This window comes from Roseivivax sp. THAF30 (assembly GCF_009363575.1).
Lineage (GTDB): Bacteria > Pseudomonadota > Alphaproteobacteria > Rhodobacterales > Rhodobacteraceae > Roseivivax > Roseivivax halotolerans.
In genome coordinates, this window is sequence record NZ_CP045389.1 from 423,897 (window position 1) to 443,390 (window position 19,494).

18 protein-coding genes are annotated in these 19,494 nt (G+C 64.3%); 12 read left to right on the top strand and 6 right to left on the bottom strand.

The window, feature by feature from the left end; genetic code table 11:
• Positions 1–21 precede the first annotated feature (21 nt).
• Together FIU91_RS01995 and FIU91_RS02000 are read left to right on the top strand one after the other, a co-directional pair.
• Positions 22–1,233, top strand: coding sequence for a biopolymer transporter ExbB (locus FIU91_RS01995; protein WP_152461217.1), 1,212 nt, complete (start codon positions 22–24; stop codon positions 1,231–1,233).
• Between the two features lie 3 nt (positions 1,234–1,236).
• Entirely contained in the window at positions 1,237–3,027 is a 1,791-nt protein-coding gene (locus FIU91_RS02000; RefSeq protein ID WP_093011470.1) for a peptidoglycan -binding protein, read from the top strand.
• A gap of 20 nt (positions 3,028–3,047) precedes the next feature.
• Here the strand turns inward: FIU91_RS02000 and FIU91_RS02005 are convergent, their stop codons facing one another.
• The 3 genes from FIU91_RS02005 to gloB form a co-directional block, all read right to left on the bottom strand.
• Entirely contained in the window at positions 3,048–4,004 is a 957-nt protein-coding gene (locus tag FIU91_RS02005; protein ID WP_254702017.1) for a M23 family metallopeptidase, read from the bottom strand.
• Entirely contained in the window at positions 4,001–6,328 is a 2,328-nt protein-coding gene (gene clpA / locus FIU91_RS02010; protein WP_093011473.1) for an ATP-dependent Clp protease ATP-binding subunit ClpA, read from the bottom strand. The genes FIU91_RS02005 and clpA overlap by 4 nt, the downstream gene beginning before the upstream one ends.
• Before the next feature lie 154 nt (positions 6,329–6,482).
• Positions 6,483–7,250, bottom strand: coding sequence for a hydroxyacylglutathione hydrolase (gene gloB, locus FIU91_RS02015; protein ID WP_152461218.1), 768 nt, complete (start codon positions 7,248–7,250; stop codon positions 6,483–6,485).
• Between the two features lie 63 nt (positions 7,251–7,313).
• Here gloB and FIU91_RS02020 point away from each other — a divergent pair, with 63 nt between their 5' ends.
• The 8 genes from FIU91_RS02020 (at position 7,314) to FIU91_RS02055 (ending at position 14,952) form a co-directional block, all read left to right on the top strand.
• Positions 7,314–8,051 carry a methyltransferase domain-containing protein gene (locus FIU91_RS02020; protein ID WP_152461219.1) on the top strand — a complete coding sequence of 246 codons (738 nt, stop codon included), beginning with the start codon at positions 7,314–7,316 and terminating at the stop codon, positions 8,049–8,051.
• Positions 8,052–8,337: 286 nt separating this feature from the next.
• Positions 8,338–8,904, top strand: coding sequence for a F0F1 ATP synthase subunit delta (locus FIU91_RS02025; RefSeq protein ID WP_152461220.1), 567 nt, complete (start codon positions 8,338–8,340; stop codon positions 8,902–8,904).
• Positions 8,905–10,443, top strand: coding sequence for a F0F1 ATP synthase subunit alpha (atpA, locus tag FIU91_RS02030; RefSeq protein ID WP_093011482.1), 1,539 nt, complete (start codon positions 8,905–8,907; stop codon positions 10,441–10,443).
• Between the two features lie 12 nt (positions 10,444–10,455).
• On the top strand, positions 10,456–11,337 hold the full coding sequence (locus FIU91_RS02035) for a F0F1 ATP synthase subunit gamma (protein WP_152461221.1): 882 nt from the start codon (positions 10,456–10,458) through the stop codon (positions 11,335–11,337).
• A gap of 16 nt (positions 11,338–11,353) precedes the next feature.
• Positions 11,354–12,778 (top strand): F0F1 ATP synthase subunit beta, encoded by a 1,425-nt coding sequence (gene atpD / locus FIU91_RS02040; RefSeq protein ID WP_152461222.1) that lies wholly within the window; start codon positions 11,354–11,356, stop codon positions 12,776–12,778.
• A 101-nt stretch (positions 12,779–12,879) separates the two neighbouring features.
• On the top strand, positions 12,880–13,314 hold the full coding sequence (locus tag FIU91_RS02045) for a F0F1 ATP synthase subunit epsilon (RefSeq protein WP_152461223.1): 435 nt from the start codon (positions 12,880–12,882) through the stop codon (positions 13,312–13,314).
• 163 nt (positions 13,315–13,477) lie between these two features.
• Positions 13,478–13,828 (top strand): H-type lectin domain-containing protein, encoded by a 351-nt coding sequence (locus tag FIU91_RS02050; protein ID WP_152461224.1) that lies wholly within the window; start codon positions 13,478–13,480, stop codon positions 13,826–13,828.
• Between the two features lie 68 nt (positions 13,829–13,896).
• Positions 13,897–14,952 carry a glycosyltransferase gene (locus FIU91_RS02055; RefSeq protein WP_152461225.1) on the top strand — a complete coding sequence of 352 codons (1,056 nt, stop codon included), beginning with the start codon at positions 13,897–13,899 and terminating at the stop codon, positions 14,950–14,952.
• A 21-nt stretch (positions 14,953–14,973) separates the two neighbouring features.
• Here FIU91_RS02055 and FIU91_RS02060 read toward each other — a convergent pair whose 3' ends face one another.
• The gene (locus FIU91_RS02060; protein ID WP_093011496.1) at positions 14,974–15,984 is read right to left on the bottom strand and encodes a ribose-phosphate pyrophosphokinase; all 1,011 of its coding nucleotides are present in this window, start codon (positions 15,982–15,984) and stop codon (positions 14,974–14,976) included.
• A 91-nt stretch (positions 15,985–16,075) separates the two neighbouring features.
• On the opposite strand from FIU91_RS02060, the gene FIU91_RS02065 reads away from it, so the two are divergent.
• A complete protein-coding gene (locus tag FIU91_RS02065; RefSeq protein WP_152461226.1) occupies positions 16,076–16,675 on the top strand; it encodes a 2-hydroxychromene-2-carboxylate isomerase in 600 nt (199 codons plus the stop codon).
• Positions 16,675–17,490, top strand: coding sequence for an alpha/beta fold hydrolase (locus FIU91_RS02070; protein WP_152461227.1), 816 nt, complete (start codon positions 16,675–16,677; stop codon positions 17,488–17,490). The genes FIU91_RS02065 and FIU91_RS02070 overlap by 1 nt, the downstream gene beginning before the upstream one ends.
• Here FIU91_RS02070 and plsY read toward each other — a convergent pair.
• Together plsY and pyrC are read right to left on the bottom strand one after the other, a co-directional pair.
• Positions 17,487–18,095: a glycerol-3-phosphate 1-O-acyltransferase PlsY gene (gene plsY, locus FIU91_RS02075; protein WP_152461228.1), complete on the bottom strand. Its 609-nt coding sequence runs from the start codon at positions 18,093–18,095 to the stop codon at positions 17,487–17,489. The two genes, FIU91_RS02070 and plsY, sit on opposite strands and share 4 nt — an antisense overlap.
• 106 nt (positions 18,096–18,201) lie before the next feature.
• Positions 18,202–19,494: a dihydroorotase gene (gene pyrC, locus FIU91_RS02080; protein WP_152461229.1), complete on the bottom strand. Its 1,293-nt coding sequence runs from the start codon at positions 19,492–19,494 to the stop codon at positions 18,202–18,204.

The window sequence follows — 19,494 nt, forward strand, 5'->3', positions numbered from 1 at the left end:
CGAGCGTCAGGAGCGATCCCCTTGGATCAACCGGACCTAGAGGCCGAGCCGCATTTTTCGCAACCGCTGCGCCAGGTGTTCCTGATGCTGGCGGTGCTTGGCCTGTCGGCCTTTGGCGCGATCATGGCCTTGCCTTCGGTGCTGCCGGTCTTCCAGGCAAATCCCTATCTCAACGGCTTCATCCTGTTCGTCTTCGGGATCGGGGTGCTCGCGTGTTTCTGGCAGGTGGTGCAGCTGATGTACTCGGTCCGCTGGATCGAGGATTTCGTGCACGGCAAGGCCAAGGCGGGGCGCGCGCCGCAGCTGCTGGCTCCGCTTGCAACGCTCTTGCGGGCGCGCGGTCGGCGGATGAAGATCGCCACGACGTCGAGCCGGTCGATCCTCGACTCGGTCGCGCAGCGGATCGACGAGGCGCGGGAAATCACCCGCTACATCGTCTCGCTGCTGATCTTTCTTGGACTTCTCGGCACGTTCTGGGGACTTGCAACGACGGTTCCGGCGCTCGTGGATACGATCCGCGGGCTTGCCCCGCAGGAGGGCGAGAGCGGAACCGATGTTTTCTCGCGGCTCATCGGCGGGCTGGAAAGCCAGCTCGGCGGCATGGGGATCGCGTTTGCCTCCTCGCTTCTGGGGCTGGCAGGATCGCTGATCGTGGGGCTCCTCGAGCTTTTCGCGGGGCATGGCCAGAACCGCTTCTATCGCGAGCTCGAGGAATGGCTGTCGTCGATCACGCGGATCGGCGTGTCGGCCGGGGATGGCGAAGGCGCGGGCGAGATGTCGGGCGCGGCCTTGGCGCTCGAGCAGGTGGCCGATCAGCTCGACGGGATGCAGAGGCTTTATGCCCGCTCCGAGGATGGGCGCTCTGAGATCGAGGGACGTCTTGCACAACTGGCGGACAGCGTGGAGCGCATGACCGAGCGGATCGAGGCCTCCTCGCCGTCTGCCGCGACCTTCGCGCGGCTCGCGGACGGGCAGGAACGGTTGATCGAGGCATTGTCGCACCAGGAAGAGACCGGGCTCGACGCCGAAAGCCGGATGCGTCTGCGGTCGATCGACGTTCAGATGCTGAGTATCCTCGAAGAGATGTCCGCGGGCCGGCAGGAGAGCATGGCAGAGATCCGCACCGATCTGGCCGCGCTCAGCCGCGTTCTGGGGCAGATGAGCCGCCAGCAAGGGCGTTCGGGCGATACGCCAACACGGCCGCAGCGCGTCACCCGTCGGCAGGAGGGCTGAGTCATGGCGCTGTCGCGCCGGACAGGGCAACGGTTCCAGAGCTCGATCTGGCCGGGATTCGTGGACGCGATGACCGGGCTCCTCCTGGTGTTGATGTTCGTGCTGACGATCTTCCTGGTGATCCAGGCGGTCCTGCGCGAGACGATCACGGGCCAGGAAACGCAACTGACCTCGCTCACCGAGCAGATTGCGGCCCTCTCCGAAGAGCTTGGCATGGCGGAGCGGCGCAACACTGCGCTCTCGAACAATGTCAGCTCGCTCGAAGCCACGCTCGACAACCGCGACGCGCGGATCCTCGAACAGGAGAGCATCATCACCTCGCTCAGCGCCGAACGGGACCGGCAGGCTGCCGCGCTCGAAGAGGCGGAAGGGCAGATCAGCGATTTCGAGGATCGTGTCGCGGCGCTTCTGGCCCAGCAGGATCGCGCGGAGGAGCGGATCGCGGACCTGACCGCATCGCGTGATGAGCTGGAAGCGGCACAGCAAGAGCTGATCTCGGAGCAGGAGGCGCTTCAACTGGCACTGTCCCAGGCCCGCGACGAGGTCGATGCCAACGAGGAAGCGGCGCGGCTCGCGGCCGCCCGGCGGGAGGCGCTCGAAGCGCTTGTCGCGGATCTGCGGGCCGAAAATGCGGGTGCCGAAGATCAGCTCGCGCAGCTCTCGGGGCAAGTCGATGAGCTGAGCGAGGCGTTGAGCGAGGAAGAGGCCGCCCGGCTGGCCGAAGCAGAGGCCGCCCGTGCCTTGCGCGCCCGCCTCGAGACCGCCGATGCCGAACTGACCGCGATGACCTTGCGCCTCGAGGAGCAGCGCCGCGAGGCCGAGGAAACGCTCACTCTATTGGCGGCGGCGCGCGCGGCCGAGGACGAATTGAACACCCGGCTCGCTGCCGCGCTCGAAGGACGCGAGGCATCGCGGGAGGTCGAGGCCGATCTGCGCGAGGAGCTGGCGCGGGCACTCGCGGCTCAGGCAGCCTCGGAAGCCGCCGTCGAAGAGGCGATGAGCGAGGCGGAGCAGCAGGCGACGCTTCTGGCCACTGCGCGCGACACGCTGTCAGAGGAGCGCGAGCGGGCCACGGAAGCGGAGCGCGAAAGCGAGGCGCTTAGCCAATCGCTGGCGCAGGTGCGCCGGCAACTCGCCTCGCTGCAGGAGACCTTGCAAGCCGCCGAGGCGGCGGATGATGCGGCGCAGGTCCGGATCGACAATCTTGGCTCGCGGCTGAACGCGGCGCTTGCACGGGCCGCAGACGAGGAGCGTCGCCGCCGGGAAGCCGAAGAGGAAGCCCGTCGCCTCGAGGCGGAACGCGCGGCACGGCTCGAGGAGGAGAACCGCAACCTCGCACGCTATCGCTCGGAGTTCTTCGCCGAGCTGCGCGACCTTCTGGCCGACCGCGAGGGTGTGCGGATCGAGGGCGACCGGTTCGTCTTCTCCTCCGAAGTGCTGTTTGCGCCGGGTTCCGCGGATCTGTCGGCGGGGGGGCGCCAGCAGATCGCCAATGTCGCGGGTATCCTGCGGGACATCTCGGACCTCATTCCCGAGAGCATCGACTGGGTCATCCGGGTTGATGGACATACCGATTCCACACCGCTTCTGCCTGGTGCCGAATTCGCCGACAACTGGGAGCTCAGCCAAGCGCGCGCCTTGTCGGTCGTACGGTTCCTGACCGACACGCAAGGTATCCCGCCTTCACGGCTCGCGGCGAACGGCTTCGGGGAATACCAGCCCATCAACGAGGCCGATACCGCAGCGGCGCGTGCGCAGAACCGCCGCATTGAGTTGAAACTGACCGAGAAGTAGCTCTTTCGCCCTGTCAGGCGTTATCGCACCGAGACATAGGCGTGGCGCACCGCGATCACCGTCTCGCCGCGCATGAGACGGGCCGTGCCGGTATAGTCGCCGGACGGCCAGCCCTCCTCGGGCGCGCGGCGGCCGAAGGCGCGGAAGGCCTGGGCGTCACCCGTCTTCACGAGGATCGAGTGGTCGAAGACGGGACGGTCCGGTCCGTTCGCCTCGAGATGGAGGACATCGCCGCGCTCTGCGTGGAACATGTGTGCATAAAGCACGAGCGCTGTGTCCGCGGCGAGACTATCGACGCGGGCATCGCCATTTTGCACCTCGGAAAACTCGGGCACCCGGTTCGAAAATCCTGCTGTGAAGAGTCCGGTCTCGACGTAAGGTGGCGCGTCCTCCCAGAGGGTCGGCGCGGTCGCGCTGCAGATGCCAGCCGCCTCGTAGTCGAACGGATCGATACTCTCTCCGTCGCGGAGCACGGTGAAATGCAGGTGCGGGTAATTCGTTTGACCCGAAAGGCCGATGCGCCCAAGCGCCTGCCCCCGTTCCACGCTATCGCCCTCGACGACGGTCAAGGAGCCTTTGGCGAGGTGGCAGTAAAGCGTGTGCAACCCATCCCCATGATCGAGGCGCACCGCGTTGCCGCATTCGATGCCCGAGATGGCTTCCGCGTTGTCCATGCGTCGGTCTTCGACGCCGTCCCTGAGCGCGGCGATGCGTCCCGGTGCGGCGGCGAGAACATCGACCCCGGCGAGGCGCTGTGCGTCGGACAAAAGCGCGATGTCGGTGCCGCTATGCGCGTCCCGGCTTTTGAGCCCGCACATGAAGTCGCTCATGCCCGGGCCGGGCGTCGCATCCACGTAATCTTCGATGAAACAGGTGCGGCCGTTGTCGCAATCGACGGGCCAGGAAAGCAAAACCTCCGCCGCGGTGGGCGCGGCGGAGGTTCCTGCGATCAGCGCGAGAAGCGCCGACCTAATCATTCAGCCGTCAGGAGCGGCGGCTTCTTGGAGGACAGACGCCGCTTTTCGGGCCCGTCGAGCTGCAGGTCGAGCTCGCCGTCCTTCACCGCGACTCGAACGATTCCGCCCTTGGAGAGCTTGCCGAAGAGAAGCTCCTCGGCGAGCGGCTTCTTGATATGCTCCTGGATCACGCGGCCCAGGGGACGCGCGCCCATCTTGTCGTCGTAGCCGCGCTCTGCCAGCCATTCCGCGGCGGGCTGCGTCAGCTCGATGGTCACGTTGCGGTCCAAAAGCTGCGCTTCGAGCTGCAGGACGAACTTCTCGACCACGCGGAGGATCACCGACTTCGGCAGCGGCTGGAACGAGATCACCGCGTCGAGACGGTTGCGGAATTCCGGCGTGAACGTCCGCTCGATCGCGGCGGTATCCTCACCCTCGCGGCGGTCACGGCCGAAGCCGATCGCCGCTTTCGCCTGCTCGGTCGCACCGGCATTCGAGGTCATGATGAGGATCACGTTGCGGAAATCCACCGTGCGACCGTTATGGTCGGTCAGCGTGCCGTGATCCATCACCTGCAGCAGGATGTTGTAGACATCCGGGTGCGCCTTCTCGATCTCGTCGAGCAGAAGCACGCAATGCGGGTGCTGGTCCACACCGTCGGTGAGCTGGCCGCCCTGGTCGAAGCCGACATAGCCCGGAGGCGCGCCGATCAGGCGGCTGACCGCGTGCTTCTCCATGTACTCGGACATGTCGAAGCGCAGCAGCTCCACTCCGAGAGAATCGGAGAGCTGTTTGGCCACCTCGGTCTTGCCGACGCCGGTCGGGCCCGCGAACAGGTAGTTGCCGATCGGCTTGTCAGGCTCGCGCAGGCCTGCCCGCGCCAGCTTGATCGCCGAGGACAGCGCCTCGATCGCGAGGTCCTGCCCGAAGACGACGCGCTTCAGCGTGCTTTCGAGATCCTTGAGCACCTCGGCATCGTCCTTGGAGACGTTCTTCGGCGGGATCCGCGCGATCTTGGCGACGACGGCCTCGATTTCCTTCGTGCCGATGGATTTGCGGCGCTTCGATTCCGCCAGAAGGTGCTGCGCCGCGCCAGCCTCGTCGATCACGTCGATCGCCTTGTCGGGCAGCTTGCGGTCGTTGATGTAACGCGCCGACAGCTCGACCGCGGTCTTGATCGCGTCGTTCGTGTACTTGATCGCGTGGTGCTTCTCGAAATAGGGCTTGAGGCCCTTGAGGATCTTCACGCTGTCCGCGACCGTCGGCTCGTTCACGTCGATCTTCTGGAACCGGCGCGACAGGGCGCGATCTTTCTCGAAGTGCTGACGGAACTCCTTGTAGGTGGTGGACCCCATCGTGCGAAGCTTGCCGCCCTGAAGCGCGGGCTTCAGGAGGTTCGAGGCATCCATCGCGCCGCCCGAGGTCGCGCCCGCACCGATCACGGTGTGGATCTCGTCGATGAACAAGACCGCGTCGGGATGCTCTTCGAGTTCGGTCACGACGGCTTTCAGACGCTCCTCGAAGTCGCCGCGATAGCGGGTGCCGGCGAGCAGCGCGCCCATGTCGAGCGAGAAGATCGTGGTCTTGGAGAGAACCTGCGGCACCTCGCCCTGCACGACCTTGCGCGCGAGACCCTCGGCGATGGCGGTCTTGCCTACGCCCGGATCGCCCACGAGGAGCGGGTTGTTCTTGCGGCGGCGGCAAAGCACCTGGATGCAGCGCTCCACTTCCTGCTCGCGGCCGATGAGCGGGTCGACATCGCCCTTGCGCGACTTCGCGTTGAGGTCGACGCAATACTTGGCGAGCGCGGATTCCTTGCCATCGTCGGACGGCGCGGCATCGGCTGTCTGTGCGTCCTCGTCATCGCTCGATCCCTGGACGGGACGGCTTTCGCCGTAAGCGGGGTTCTTCGCGACGCCATGCGCGATGAAGTTGACCGCGTCGTAGCGGGTCATGTCCTGCTCTTGCAGGAAGTAGGCCGCGTTCGACTCGCGTTCGGCAAAGATTGCGACGAGGACATTCGCGCCCGTCACCTCTGTCCGGCCGGAGCTTTGCACGTGGATCGCCGCACGCTGGATCACGCGCTGAAAGGCCGCAGTAGGCACGGCTTCGGAGCCTTCGATGTCGGTGACGAGGTTCGACAGATCATCGTCGATGAACTCCACCAGCGTTGTGCGCAGCTCTTCGGTATCCACGTCGCAGGCTTTCATCACGCGGGCCGCGTCTGGCTCGTCGATAAGGGCCAGCAGCAGATGCTCTAGCGTGGCGAACTCGTGGCTGCGCGAATTGGCAAGCGCCAGCGCCGCGTGGATGGACTGCTCAAGAGAGTTCGAGAATGAAGGCACGGGCGGTGCTCCTCTTGTCTGCGCCGAGGCGGTTTCCCCAGCATTGCCTCTTGAAGTTAAAGTTTGGTCGATTGCCGCACTGCTTCAAGTTTTTTCTGTGGCCTTGATGGTCACAAATCCGGAACTGTCATGCAATCGCCCGCATCACAGGCGATCAGAATGAATCCTTCCGGCGTCGTATTTCAGCGAAGACCTCCGCCGCGGGCGCATCTGTCATTCCGAGGTTTTCCCGGATTGGGGCGTCGCCCGCACGCAAGAAGGGGTTGGTGGCCAATTCTTCCGACAGACGCGAGGGAACAGTCGGCTCACCCTTCGCACGGGCCGCTGCCACCGCGTCTACACGAGATTTAAGCGCATCGCTGTCCGGTTCAATAGTAAGCGCGAAACGTCCGTTCGCTTCGGTGTATTCGTGGCCCGAGCAGATCGTCGTCTCGGGTGGCAGTTTCGCGAGCTTGGAAAGGCTCTCCCACATCTGCTCCATCGTGCCCTCGAAGACACGCCCGCAGCCGAGCGCCATGAGGCTGTCGGCGGTGAAGGCGATTTCCTCTTGCGGCAGATGGAAGGCGATATGCCCGATTGTATGGCCAGAGACGTCCATGACATGCACTTCGCGGCCGGCGAAATCGAAGCTGTCGCCATCGCCGACCTTGCGATCGAGATCGGGAAGGCGATGAGCATCGGCGCCTGCACCCGTCACCGTGGCGGATCGCCCGTCGAGCAGCGCGCCCAGCCCCTGGACATGGTCGGGATGGTGGTGCGTGATCCATACCTCCGACAGGGTCCAGCCCCGGCTGTCGAGCGCTTCCGCGAGGGGCGCAGCCTCGGGCACGTCGATCACGGCGGTCGCGCCGCTATCGGGATCGTGCAAGAGGTAGGCGTAATTGTCCGAAAGGCAGGGCACGGTCACGAGCTCAAGGGGCATGGCGTTTTCCATCACTCTTTGTCAGGGTTCCCTTAAGGCTAGGACGGCGGCAGGGGCCCGGCAATGCATCTCGACGTGCGCGATCTGAAGGACTTCTATTACAGAAGCGCGCTCGGCCGCGAAGTGCAGAAGGTGATCCGCACGGAGGTGCGCTTCACCTGGCCCAATACGCACGGCCACACCGTTGCAGGCTACGGGTTCGCCGCGCCGCTTCTACGCCCGTTCCTCTCGGACAGCCGCCGTGTCGTGGCACTGATGCCAGCACCGCAGGGCGTGATCTCCTGGCCGGCGGGACTGCCGAATGTTTCGGTCCTTTGCGAAGAAACGCGCTGGCCGCTCGAGACGGGCCACGTGGACCGGCTCGTCGTCATGCACGGGCTCGAGACATCCGATGATGCCTCGGCGCTCCTCGATGAATGCTACCGCGTGCTGGGGCCGGGAGGCGAGGCGCTGTTCATCGTGCCAAATCGCACGGGGCTCTGGGCGCGGTCCGACCGGACACCCTTCGGATATGGCCGCCCCTATTCGCTGAGCCAGCTCGAGAACCTTCTCTCCTGGCACGATTTCGTGCCGGACGATCACGTCTCGCTGCTCTACCAGCCGCCCTCTACCCGGCGATTCTGGATGAAGACCGGCGCGATGTGGGAGCGGATGGGCCGCGCCATTCCGGCGGTGATGGCGGGCGGTGTCATGGCGGTGCGTGCGGTCAAGCGGCATCCTCCGCGTCCGCGCGGCACGCAAGAACGGGTGCGCGCGCCCCTTGGCGCGCTGGCGCCCAAACCGTTGGCAAAGCCGGTCTGACCGCAATTGGGGCCGGGCAGATCGCGGGAATCGTTTCAAAAGGTTGAAATTTCGTTGCCGCTCAGGGGGTTCGGAGCGGCACAGAAGGTCGCACCTGGCGATGTCTTGGGCTAAGTCCTTGGATTCACAGGAAACGGCGGTTTTCTCTAAAAGCGCCCTAGCATGTTGCGGGGTCGGGTATGCTCTGCTACATCCGCGCTGATTTCAGCGCCCCGGCTCCTGCCGGGAGACAAAAACGCCTCCGGGTCCGCATCGCGACGGGCCACGGGGGCTTGATAGCGGAAGGATGGACGTGTCTGAACCAGCTTCGATTTCCTCCGGCATCGCAGAGCGCTATGCAGCGGCCGTCTTCGAACTCGCCCGGGAGGCTGATGCGCTCGACACGCTCGAAGCCAATCTCGACGATCTCGCCCAGGCTCATGCGGACAGCAGCGATCTGCGCGACCTGATTCACTCGCCGGTCTACAGCCGCTCCGTTCAGGAGCAGGGCATCCGGGCCGTGGCCGACAAGATGGGCCTGATGGATACTCTCAAGAACGCGCTCGCGCTGATGGCTTCGAAGCGGCGCCTCTTCGTGCTGCCCGCGCTCATCGTGCAGCTGCGCGAGATGATTGCCGATGCCAAGGGCCTCGTGACCGCCGACGTGACCACCGCGGTGGAACTGTCGAGCGAGCAATCCAAGAAACTTGCCGAAACGCTCAAGGCCTCCGTCGGCCGCGACGTCCAGATCAAGACGACCGTCGACGAGAGCCTCATCGGCGGTCTTATCGTTAAGGTGGGCTCGAAGATGATCGATACCTCGATCCGCTCGAAGCTCTCCTCCCTACAGAATGCAATGAAAGAGGTCGGATAAATGGGTATCCAAGCAGCCGAAATTTCTGCGATCCTGAAGGAGCAGATCAAGAACTTCGGTCAGGAGGCCGAGGTTGCCGAGGTGGGTCGCGTTCTGTCTGTCGGCGACGGGATTGCCCGTGTGCACGGTCTCGACAAGGTGCAGGCCGGCGAGATGGTCGAATTCCCCGGCGGGATTCGCGGCATGGCGCTCAACCTCGAGCAGGACAACGTCGGTGTCGTGATCTTCGGTTCCGACCGCGACATCAAGGAAGGCGACACGGTCAAGCGCACGAACTCGATCGTGGACGTGCCCGTCGGTGATGGCCTCCTCGGCCGCGTCGTGGACGGCCTCGGCAATCCGCTCGACGGCAAGGGCCCGATCGAATCCACCGAGCGCCGCCTCGCGGACGTCAAGGCGCCCGGCATCATGCCGCGCAAATCGGTGCACGAGCCGATGGCGACCGGCCTCAAGGCCGTCGACGCGATGATCCCGATCGGCCGCGGCCAGCGCGAGCTGATCATCGGCGACCGTCAGACCGGCAAGACCGCCGTGGCGCTCGACGCGATCCTGAACCAGAAAACCTACAACGAGCGCGCAGGCGACGACGAGAGCCAGAAGCTCTACTGCGTCTACGTCGCGATCGGCCAGAAGCGCTCCACCGTGGCGCAGCTGGTGAAGAAGCTCGAAGAGACCGGCGCGATCGAATACTCGATCGTCGTGGCCGCGACCGCGTCCGACCCCGCGCCGATGCAGTATCTCGCCCCGTACACCGCGACCGCGATGGGCGAATACTTCCGCGACAACGGCCGGCACGCGCTGATGGTCTACGATGACCTCTCCAAGCAGGCCGTGGCCTACCGCCAGATGTCCCTCCTGCTCCGCCGCCCGCCGGGCCGCGAAGCCTACCCGGGCGACGTGTTCTACCTTCACTCCCGCCTGCTCGAGCGTTCGGCGAAGCTGAACGAAGAGAACGGGTCCGGCTCGCTCACCGCGCTGCCGATCATCGAAACCCAAGGCGGCGACGTCTCGGCCTTCATTCCGACCAACGTGATCTCGATCACCGACGGCCAGATCTTCCTCGAGACCGACCTCTTCTACCAGGGCATCCGCCCGGCGGTGAACACGGGCCTCTCGGTGAGCCGCGTGGGCTCCTCGGCGCAGACCAACGCGATGAAGTCGGTCGCGGGCCCCGTGAAGCTCGAGCTCGCGCAGTACCGCGAGATGGCGGCCTTCGCCCAGTTCGGCTCGGACCTCGACGCGGCGACCCAGCGCCAGCTGAACCGTGGTGAGCGTCTGACCGAGCTGATGAAGCAGCCGCAATACTCGCCGCTGACGAACGCCGAGATCGTGGTCATCATCTTCGCCGGCACCAACGGCTACCTCGACAAGATCAAGACGTCCGATGTGGGTCGTTTCGAGCAGGGTCTCCTGCAGCACCTGCGCGGCAAGCATTCCGATCTTCTCGACTGGATCACCAAGGAAGATCCGAAGGTGAAGGGCGATGCCGCCGACAAGATCAAGGCTGCGCTGGACGAATTCGCCGCCGACTTCGCGTAAGGAGAGAGCCTCGTGGCAAATCTCAAGGACCTGAAGAACCGGATCTCCTCGGTCAAATCGACCCGGAAGATCACGAAGGCCATGCAGATGGTCGCGGCGGCAAAGCTCCGCCGTGCCCAGGACGCGGCCGAGAGCGCGCGTCCCTATGCCGAGCGGTTCAACGCCGTCATGGGGTCGCTCGCGGCTTCGGTCGGGGACAGCGACAGCGCGCCGCGTCTTCTGCGCGGCACGGGCAGCGACAAGGTGCAACTTCTCGTCGTGATGACCGCCGAGCGCGGTCTGTGCGGCGGGTTCAACACCAATATCGCCAAGCTTGCGCGGTCCCACGCGCAGAAGCTCAAGGCCGACGGCAAGGAGGTCAAAATCCTCACCGTCGGGCGCAAGGGCCGCGACCAGCTCAAGCGTGACCTCGGGGAGCACCTCGTCGGGCATGTCGATCTGTCGGACGTGAAGCGCCTGTCCTACCCGGACGCGCAGAACATCGCCAAGGATCTGCTCGAGCGGTTCGACAACGAGGAATTCGACGTCGCCACGATCTTCTACTCGAAGTTCGAAAACGTCGTGAGCCAGATCCCGACCGCGCAGCAGGTCATCCCGGCCGATTACGATACCGGGGAGGCAGATGGTTCGGAGGGCAGCACGCTCTACGACTACGAGCCCTCGGAAGAAGAAATCCTGCGCGATCTTCTGCCGCGCGGTGTGGCGACGCAGATCTTCGCGGCGCTCCTCGAGAACGCGGCCTCGGAGCAGGGCGCACGGATGTCGGCGATGGACAACGCCACGCGCAATGCGGGCGAAATGATCGACGACCTCACGATCGAGTACAACCGCACCCGCCAGGCCGTGATCACCAACGAGCTGATCGAAATCATTTCGGGCGCCGAAGCCCTTTAAGAACCGGAGAAGACACATGGCAAACGCGAAAGGCAAAGTGACGCAGGTCATCGGCGCCGTCGTTGACGTGCAGTTCGACGATCACCTGCCCGCGATCCTCAACGCGCTCGAGACCGACAACAATGGCAAGCGCCTTGTTCTCGAAGTCGCGCAGCACCTGGGCGAGAACACTGTCCGCTGCATCGCGATGGACGCGACCGAAGGCCTCGTGCGCGGTCAGGAAGTCAGCGACACCGACGGTCCGATCACCGTGCCGGTGGGCAACGCGACCCTCGGCCGTATTCTGAACGTCATCGGTGAGCCGGTGGACGAGGGCCCGGAGGTCAATGCGGACGAGTATCGCCCGATCCACGCAAACGCGCCCGAGTTCAACGAACAGTCGACCGAGTCCGAAGTGCTCGTGACCGGCATCAAGGTGATCGACCTGCTGGCCCCCTACGCCAAGGGCGGCAAAATCGGCCTCTTCGGCGGTGCGGGCGTCGGCAAGACCGTTCTCATCATGGAGCTCATCAACAACATCGCGAAGGTGCACTCGGGCTTCTCCGTGTTCGCCGGCGTGGGTGAGCGCACCCGTGAAGGCAACGACCTCTATCACGAGATGGTCGAGTCCAACGTGATCAAGCCCGACAACCTGCCCGAGAGCCAGGTGGCCCTGGTCTACGGTCAGATGAACGAGCCTCCGGGGGCACGCGCCCGCGTTGCGCTGACCGGCCTGACGCTGGCCGAGCAGTTCCGCGACCAGTCGGGCACGGACGTTCTGTTCTTCGTCGACAACATCTTCCGCTTCACCCAAGCGGGCTCCGAGGTGTCGGCGCTTTTGGGACGTATCCCCTCCGCCGTGGGCTACCAGCCGACGCTGGCGACCGACATGGGCCAGATGCAGGAGCGGATCACCTCCACGAAAGCCGGCTCGATCACCTCGATCCAGGCCGTGTACGTGCCCGCGGACGACCTGACCGACCCCGCTCCGGCGACGACCTTCGCGCACCTCGACGCGCAGACGGTTCTGAGCCGCGCGATCTCCGAGCTTGGCATCTATCCCGCCGTGGACCCGCTTGATAGCTCGTCGCGCCTGATGGACCCGCAGATCGTTGGCCAGGAGCATTACGATGTGGCCCGCGAAGTGCAGGGTATCCTTCAGCGCTACAAGTCGCTGCAGGACATCATCGCGATCCTCGGCATGGACGAGCTTTCCGAAGAGGATAAGCTGACCGTGGCTCGCGCCCGGAAGATCCAGCGCTTCCTGTCGCAGCCCTTCGACGTGGCGAAAGTCTTCACCGGCTCCGACGGTATCCAGGTGCCGCTGGAAGAGACGATCTCGTCCTTCAAGGCGGTCGTTGCGGGTGAATACGATCACCTGCCGGAAGGCGCCTTCTACATGGTCGGCGGCATCGAGGACGTGAAGGCCAAGGCCGAGAAGATGGCCTCCGAGGCCGCCTGATCCGCATGGAACATTGGGGCGGGCTCGCGTCCGCCCCGGTATGGCATGGCTTCTCGAGCCGGACGTTCTCCGGCTCGCCGACGGCCTGAAAGGAACGAGACATGGCAGACACGATGCAGTTCGACCTCGTCAGCCCTGAACGGCGACTTCTGCAGGCCGAGGTCACATCGGTGCAGATCCCCGGTGCGGATGGCGACATGACCGCGATGCCGAACCACGCGCCGCTCATCACGACGCTGCGCCCCGGTATCCTGACCGTTGAGACCACCAACGGCACCGAGGAATTTGTCGTCACCGGCGGCTTTGCCGAGATGGGCGAAGGGCTTTCGGTTCTCGCGGAACGCGCCTTGCCGCGCGGTGACATGGACCAGGAGACCTACGACAAGCTCGTCGAGGACGCCGAGACCGAGTACCGCAAGGCGAAAGAGACGTTCAAGAACGAGCCGGGTCCGGTTGACGATGCCGCGAATCTCCTCGCGGACATGGTCGCGGTCGGCACGCATATCGGTCTTTCGACCAAGCAGCCGAACCTCTGATCCGGCTGACTTTCGACGCAATCCTGCCCCCGGCCGTTTGGTCGGGGGTTTTTCTTTGCGGACAATCTGCGCGACACACGCCGTGAGGTCGCTTTAAACCGGTCTTTCGTCCGCCACGGGAATTCCCCATTATCGCTCAACACCTTTGCTATCGAGCGGCTCCATGAAGAAACTCGCATCCCATCTTGTCGGCATCGATCAGGGCGAGGTCGAGCTGTTCTCGGATTTCGCCTCGGGCGGCGACATGTGGACGGGAGACGGCTCCCGCGAGCGCCGCAAGCGCGTGGCCTTCTCCGAGCCCTTCCGCGAGCCGCCCAGCGTTCAGGTCGCGCTGTCGCTCTGGGACATCGACAGCAGCGCCAATATCCGTGTCGATCTCGGAGCGCAGAAAATCGACACGAAAGGCTTCGACATGGTCTTCAGAACATGGGGCGACAGCCGCATCGCGCGCGTGCGAATGAGCTGGACTGCCTTTGGCGAGGTGAAGAGCGACGACGACTGGGACCTCTATTGAGACTTTAGTCAAAGTCCGTTTAGACACTTGGCACGGCGACAAAAGAGCAGCGGCAGGAAGGCCTCTAAGTGAAAATTCTCTACATCGAACGGCCGATCAAAAGAGGTAGCTTGCTGCGCCGCTTCAATCTGTCGGTTAGAAAGTTGTCTGACGGGCAGCACGGCTTTTTCGATGCTGCGCTATCTGGCGCGGGAACGGTGGAGACAGCGCACGCTTCGGAGGTCATGAGCGCTGGCTCGCAGCGGTTGCGGAGCTACGATGCCGTCGTCGTTAGTTCGAAATGCACCAAAGATTTTCCGGACGAGTCAGGTGACCTGTTTGCGGCGCTCAAGGCGGTCTCGATTCCAAAAGCGATTTTCATGACGCAAGCGCATCCTGACCAGATGTATCCGGATACAATATTCGACGTGTTTGATGTCATCTTCAAACGTGAGCCTTACGCTGATCTCGAGCGCTACAATCTTGCGCTACGAAACCGCGACAAGATCGTGCCTACGCATCTTGCCAATCCGTTCGCTCGGCTCTCTACCCATCGGTTTGCGAACAACCGTGAGGGAGCGTTGCGTAAGTATGCCTGGCAAAGTCGGAAACGTTTCGATGTTGGTTTCTTAGGGTCGGTTGGTGGTATGAAGTTCGATCGCCGCCATGACGTTTGGAAGCGGATCGTGTCCGAAGACTTTGTGGCCTTCGGAGGTCTGACGCCCAAGCCGGGCACAAATGTCGCTCCGCACCTGACAGGCACAAAGGTAGGAAAACCTGAGTATATGTCCCGTGTCTACGAGACCGCGGTGAACCTTGCACTGAGTGGCCACGGCCCTTTCACGTTCCGACACTTGGAGCTTCTCTGGGCAGGCGCTTTCATGCTTTCAGAGCGCGAGATAGTCGAGCAGCGGCTCCGCGCGCCTCTTGTCGAAGATCGCGATTTCGTCGCGTTCGATACGCTCGACGAGATGGTCGATAAAATACGATATTACCTAGACCGCCCCGCGGATCGGCTTCGGATCGCGCAGAATGGGCGTGCGGCTTATGAACGGCTTCACAATGTGCCAGCACATGCGAAAGAGGTTCATGCCGCACTGGCTCAAGGGCCAAAAGCTGCACGTGACCTAATTGAAGGATGGTAGACAGGACCCTCTATTGAGGTCTCAGAGAATCCCCTCGTAGATTGGCCCGAGCGTGTCGATCTCGAACAGGGACGACACCGACGTGCCGTTCCAGATGTTCAGAATGGCCTGCGCGAACATGGGCGCGGTCGGCACGACGCGGATATTCGGTGCGGCTTCGGCTTCTTCCGTACGAGCGATGGAATCGGTTATGACGAGCGACTTCATCACGCTGCCTTTGATCCGCTCGACCGCCGGGCCCGAGAGGACGCCGTGGGTGATGTAAGCGTGAACCTCGGTGGCGCCGTGCCCCATGAGGATTTCCGCCGCCTTGCACAGCGTGCCCGCCGTATCGCAGATGTCGTCCACGATGATGCACTTCTTGCCTGCGACATCGCCGATCACCGTCATCTCCGCGACTTCGCCGGCCTTCTCGCGCCGCTTGTCGACGATGGAGAGCGGCGCGTTGATGCGCTTGGCCAACTCGCGGGCACGGGCGACGCCGCCCACATCCGGCGAGACGACCATCAGATCGTCCATCGAGCCTTTGAATTGCGATTTCACGTCGAGCGCGAAGATCGGCGAGGCGTAGAGGTTGTCGACCGGGATGTCGAAAAAGCCCTGTATCTGAGCCGCGTGCAAATCCATCGTCAGTACCCGCTCGATCCCGGCTGAGACCATCATGTTCGCCACGAGCTTGGCGGTGATCGGCGTGCGCGCCTTGGTGCGCCGGTCCTGACGGGCGTACCCGAAATAGGGGATCACGGCAGTGATCCGCGCTGCGGAGGACCGGCGCAGCGCGTCGGCCATGATCAGAAGTTCCATCAGGTTGTCGTTGGCAGGGTTCGACGTCGGCTGGATCACGAACATGTCCTCGCCGCGCACGTTCTCGAACACTTCGACGAAGATTTCCGCGTCGTTGAACCGTTCGATCCGGGCATCCACGAGACCGACGGACATGCCTCGGTAGAGGGACATGCGGCGGGCGATGGATTTCGCCAGATCGAGATTGGCGTTGCCCGAGATGAGCTTGGGTTCGATGACGGTGGGCATGGAGGCGCTGTCCCTTTGGGATTCGATATTGCCGGGGCCTTAGCATGGGCTAGGCTGGGCAGGGAAGCGCGACGCCCGAGGACCATTGAAGATGCCGCATATCGATTACTATTTCGCCACGATTTCCCCCTTCACCTATCTCGCGGGTACGAAGCTCGAGGAGTTGGCGAAGACCCACGGCTGCACGATCACGTACAAGCCGCTCGACATCATCACCCTCTTCTCGCGAACCGGCGGCACGCCACCCAAGGACCGGCACCCGTCGCGGCAGGAATATCGCGCGCAGGATCTGCCACGGCAGGCGAAGAAGGCGGGGCTGCCGCTGAACCTTCATCCCGCGCATTGGCCTACGAACCCTGCGCCGTCCTCTTACGCGATCATCGCGGCGCAGCAGGCGGGGGGCGGCGATCTCGGCGGGCTTGTCCACGGGATCTTGCGCGCCTGCTGGGCCGAGGAAAAGGACGTCGCCGAAGACGAGGTGATCCGGGCCTGCCTCTCGGATGCCGGGTTCGATCCGGACCTGACGAATAGCGGTCTTCTCTCGGGGGCGGAGACCTATGGCCGCAATCTCGAAGAGGCAGTCGCGGCCGGCGTGTTCGGGGCGCCGTTCTACGTGCTCGGCACCGGACAGAAGTTCTGGGGCCAGGACCGGCTTGAAGATCTCCAGATGCATCTCGAAGGCAAGCTCTGATGCCCAAGGACTTGCGGGACGGCGCATCCGTTCACTGGATCGAGCTTGGCGACGAGAGCGGCGCACCCGCGCTCGCGCTGCATTGCGCCCTTGCCCATTCCGGCGCCTGGGGCGGGTTGGCCAAGGCGCTTGGCGGACGACTTTCGATCATCGCGCCCGACATGCCCGGTCATGGCCAGAGCGCCGATTGGGACGGGCCCGAAAGCGGCGATTTCCACGACAACGTGACCGGCATAGCCGAGACTTTCCTCGAGGACGGCATGACGTTGATCGGTCATTCCTTCGGTGCGACCGTGGCCCTTCGGCTCGCCGAGACCCATCCCGACAAGATCCGCCGCGTTGTCCTGATCGAGCCGGTGCTCTTCGCTGCCGCTCGGGAAAGCGCGCCCAAGCTTTTCGCCGAGCGCCGGGAAGCCGCGCGCCCGATGATGGAAGCGCTCGAGCATGACGATCCCGAGACCGCGGCGCGTGCCTTCACCGGCACATGGGGCGTGGGGCGCAGCTGGCACGACATGAACGACCGGGCCCGCCGTCAGATCATGCGCCAGATGCGGATCGTGCAGAACACCGAGACTGCGCTGACATGGGATGGTGCGGGTCTGTTGCATGACGGGCGCCTCGAGGGCTGCACGATGCCGGTGCTCTTTGTCCGCGGCGAACAGACGGAGCCGATCCTGGCCGAGATCCACGCCACGCTGATGTCGCGGTTGCCCGACGCGCGCGAAGCGATGATCGAAGGTGCAGGGCACATGTCGCCGATTACCGCGCCGGACGCGGTCGGACAGACGATCGCGGCGTTCCTGGACGAAAGCTAGGGCTTCTGCCCGACCTTGGGCTCGGTCCCTGCGCGCAGCCGCGCGATGTTCTGGCGGTGCCGCCAGTAGATCAGCAGCGTCATGAGGATGCCGAGGAGAAGCGTTTCCGGTCGCGCCAGGAGGATCATCCAGATCGTGGAGCTTGCCGCCGCCAGGAGCGCGCCCATCGACGAGATCCGTGTCAGCGCGAGACCCGCGATCCAGACCGCGCAGGACAACAGGCCGACCACGAAGTTGAGGGCCAGCAACAGCCCGAGGAAGGTGGCGACGCCCTTGCCGCCACGAAACCGCAGCCAGATGGGATAACAATGGCCGATGAAGGCGGCGAGCGCCGCGATTTGAGCGGCGTCCTCTCCGGCGAGGAACCGCGCGAATAGAACGGCTGCGACGCCCTTCAGCGCATCGAGCAGCAGAGTCAGCGCCCCTGCCGCCTTGGAGCCGGTCCGCAGCACGTTCGTCGCGCCGATATTGCCTGACCCGATCCCGCGCGGATCCTGAAGGCCCATCGCTTTCGTGACGACCAGTCCAAAGGGGATCGAGCCCAGAAGGTAGCCGATCAGAGCCCAAAGCCCCAGGATCAATGACGTGTTTTCGATCAGTGGCATGATTGGCTCCGGTCCCGGTCGGTATCTGGCGCGACATTACAGCGCGCCGACGGGCGGTCAAACCGGTAGAGCAGCCCGTGGAAACGCGGACGGCAATCGTGGCAGATCAGGCCCGGTAGACAGCTTTGCCGCCGACGAATGTCGCGAGCACCCGGCCTTGCAGGCGGGCGTTGTCGAACGGTGTATTCTTGGATTTCGACAGGAGTTTGAACCGGTCAAGGATGAAGGGCTGGTCGGGGTCCAGCACGACAAGGTCCGCCGGAGCGCCCTTGGCCATGCGCCCGCTTTCAAGCCCGAGCCGCTTTGAGGGGTTCAGCGACAACGCGCGGAACAGCGTCGGCAGATCGAGATCGCCTGAATGATAGAGCCGCAGCAGCACCGGCAGTAGGGTTTCGAGCCCCACCGCGCCGCTTGCCGCCTCCTCGAAGGGCAGGCGCTTCGATTCCTCGTCCTGCGGCGTGTGCATCGACGAGATCACGTCGATCAGGCCCGAGCGCACCGCCTCGATCACAGCCTGGCGGTCTTCTTCGGCGCGGAGCGGTGGCTTCACCTTGAAGAAGGTCCGGTAGTCCGAGACGTCGAGCTCGTTCAGCGTCAGGTGATGGATCGAAGTGCCGGCTGTCACGTCGAACCCGTTGTTCTTCGCGCGTTCCAAGGCGGGCAGGGCGCGCATCGCGGTGATCTGGTCCGCGTGGTAGCGCGCGCCTGTCATCTCGACCATCGCGATGTCGCGGTCGAGGCCCATCCGCTCGGCCATCGGCGAGACGGCGGGCAAGCCGCGCAGCGAGGCGAACTTGCCCGAGGTCGCCGCCGCCCCCGCCGAAAGGCCGGGCTCCTGCGGATGGCCGATGATGAGCGCGCCGAGAGCCTTGGCATAGGTCATCGCCCGGCCGAGCACCTTGGTGTCGCGCACGGGCCGGTCGCAATCGGTGAAGGCGACGGCACCCGCATCGAGAAGAAAGCCGATCTCGGTCATCTCTTCGCCGGCGCGACCCTTGGTGAGTGCAGCCATTGGCAGAACCCGCACAGGAGCGACTTCGCGGGCACGGCGGCGGATGAACTCGAGCGCTTCGGGCGTGTCGACCGCCGGATCGGTATCGGGCCGCGTGACCATCGTCGTGACGCCGCCCGCCGCCGCGGCAGCCCCGGCGGTCTTGTAGCTTTCCTTGTGCCGCTCACCGGGCTCGCACACCTTCACGCCGATATCGACGATGCCAGGGGCCAGCACCTTGCCGTTCGCATCGATGCGGTTCTCGGGCGCGGCGCGTGCGCGCAGACCCTCTCCGCTCTCGGCGGTGATCTCCGTGATGACGCCCTTCTCGATCAGGACATGGCCTTCGGTGACGCTCCCTGCTTCGGGGTCGACGATACGCGCATTCTCGATCAGCGTTGCGATCAT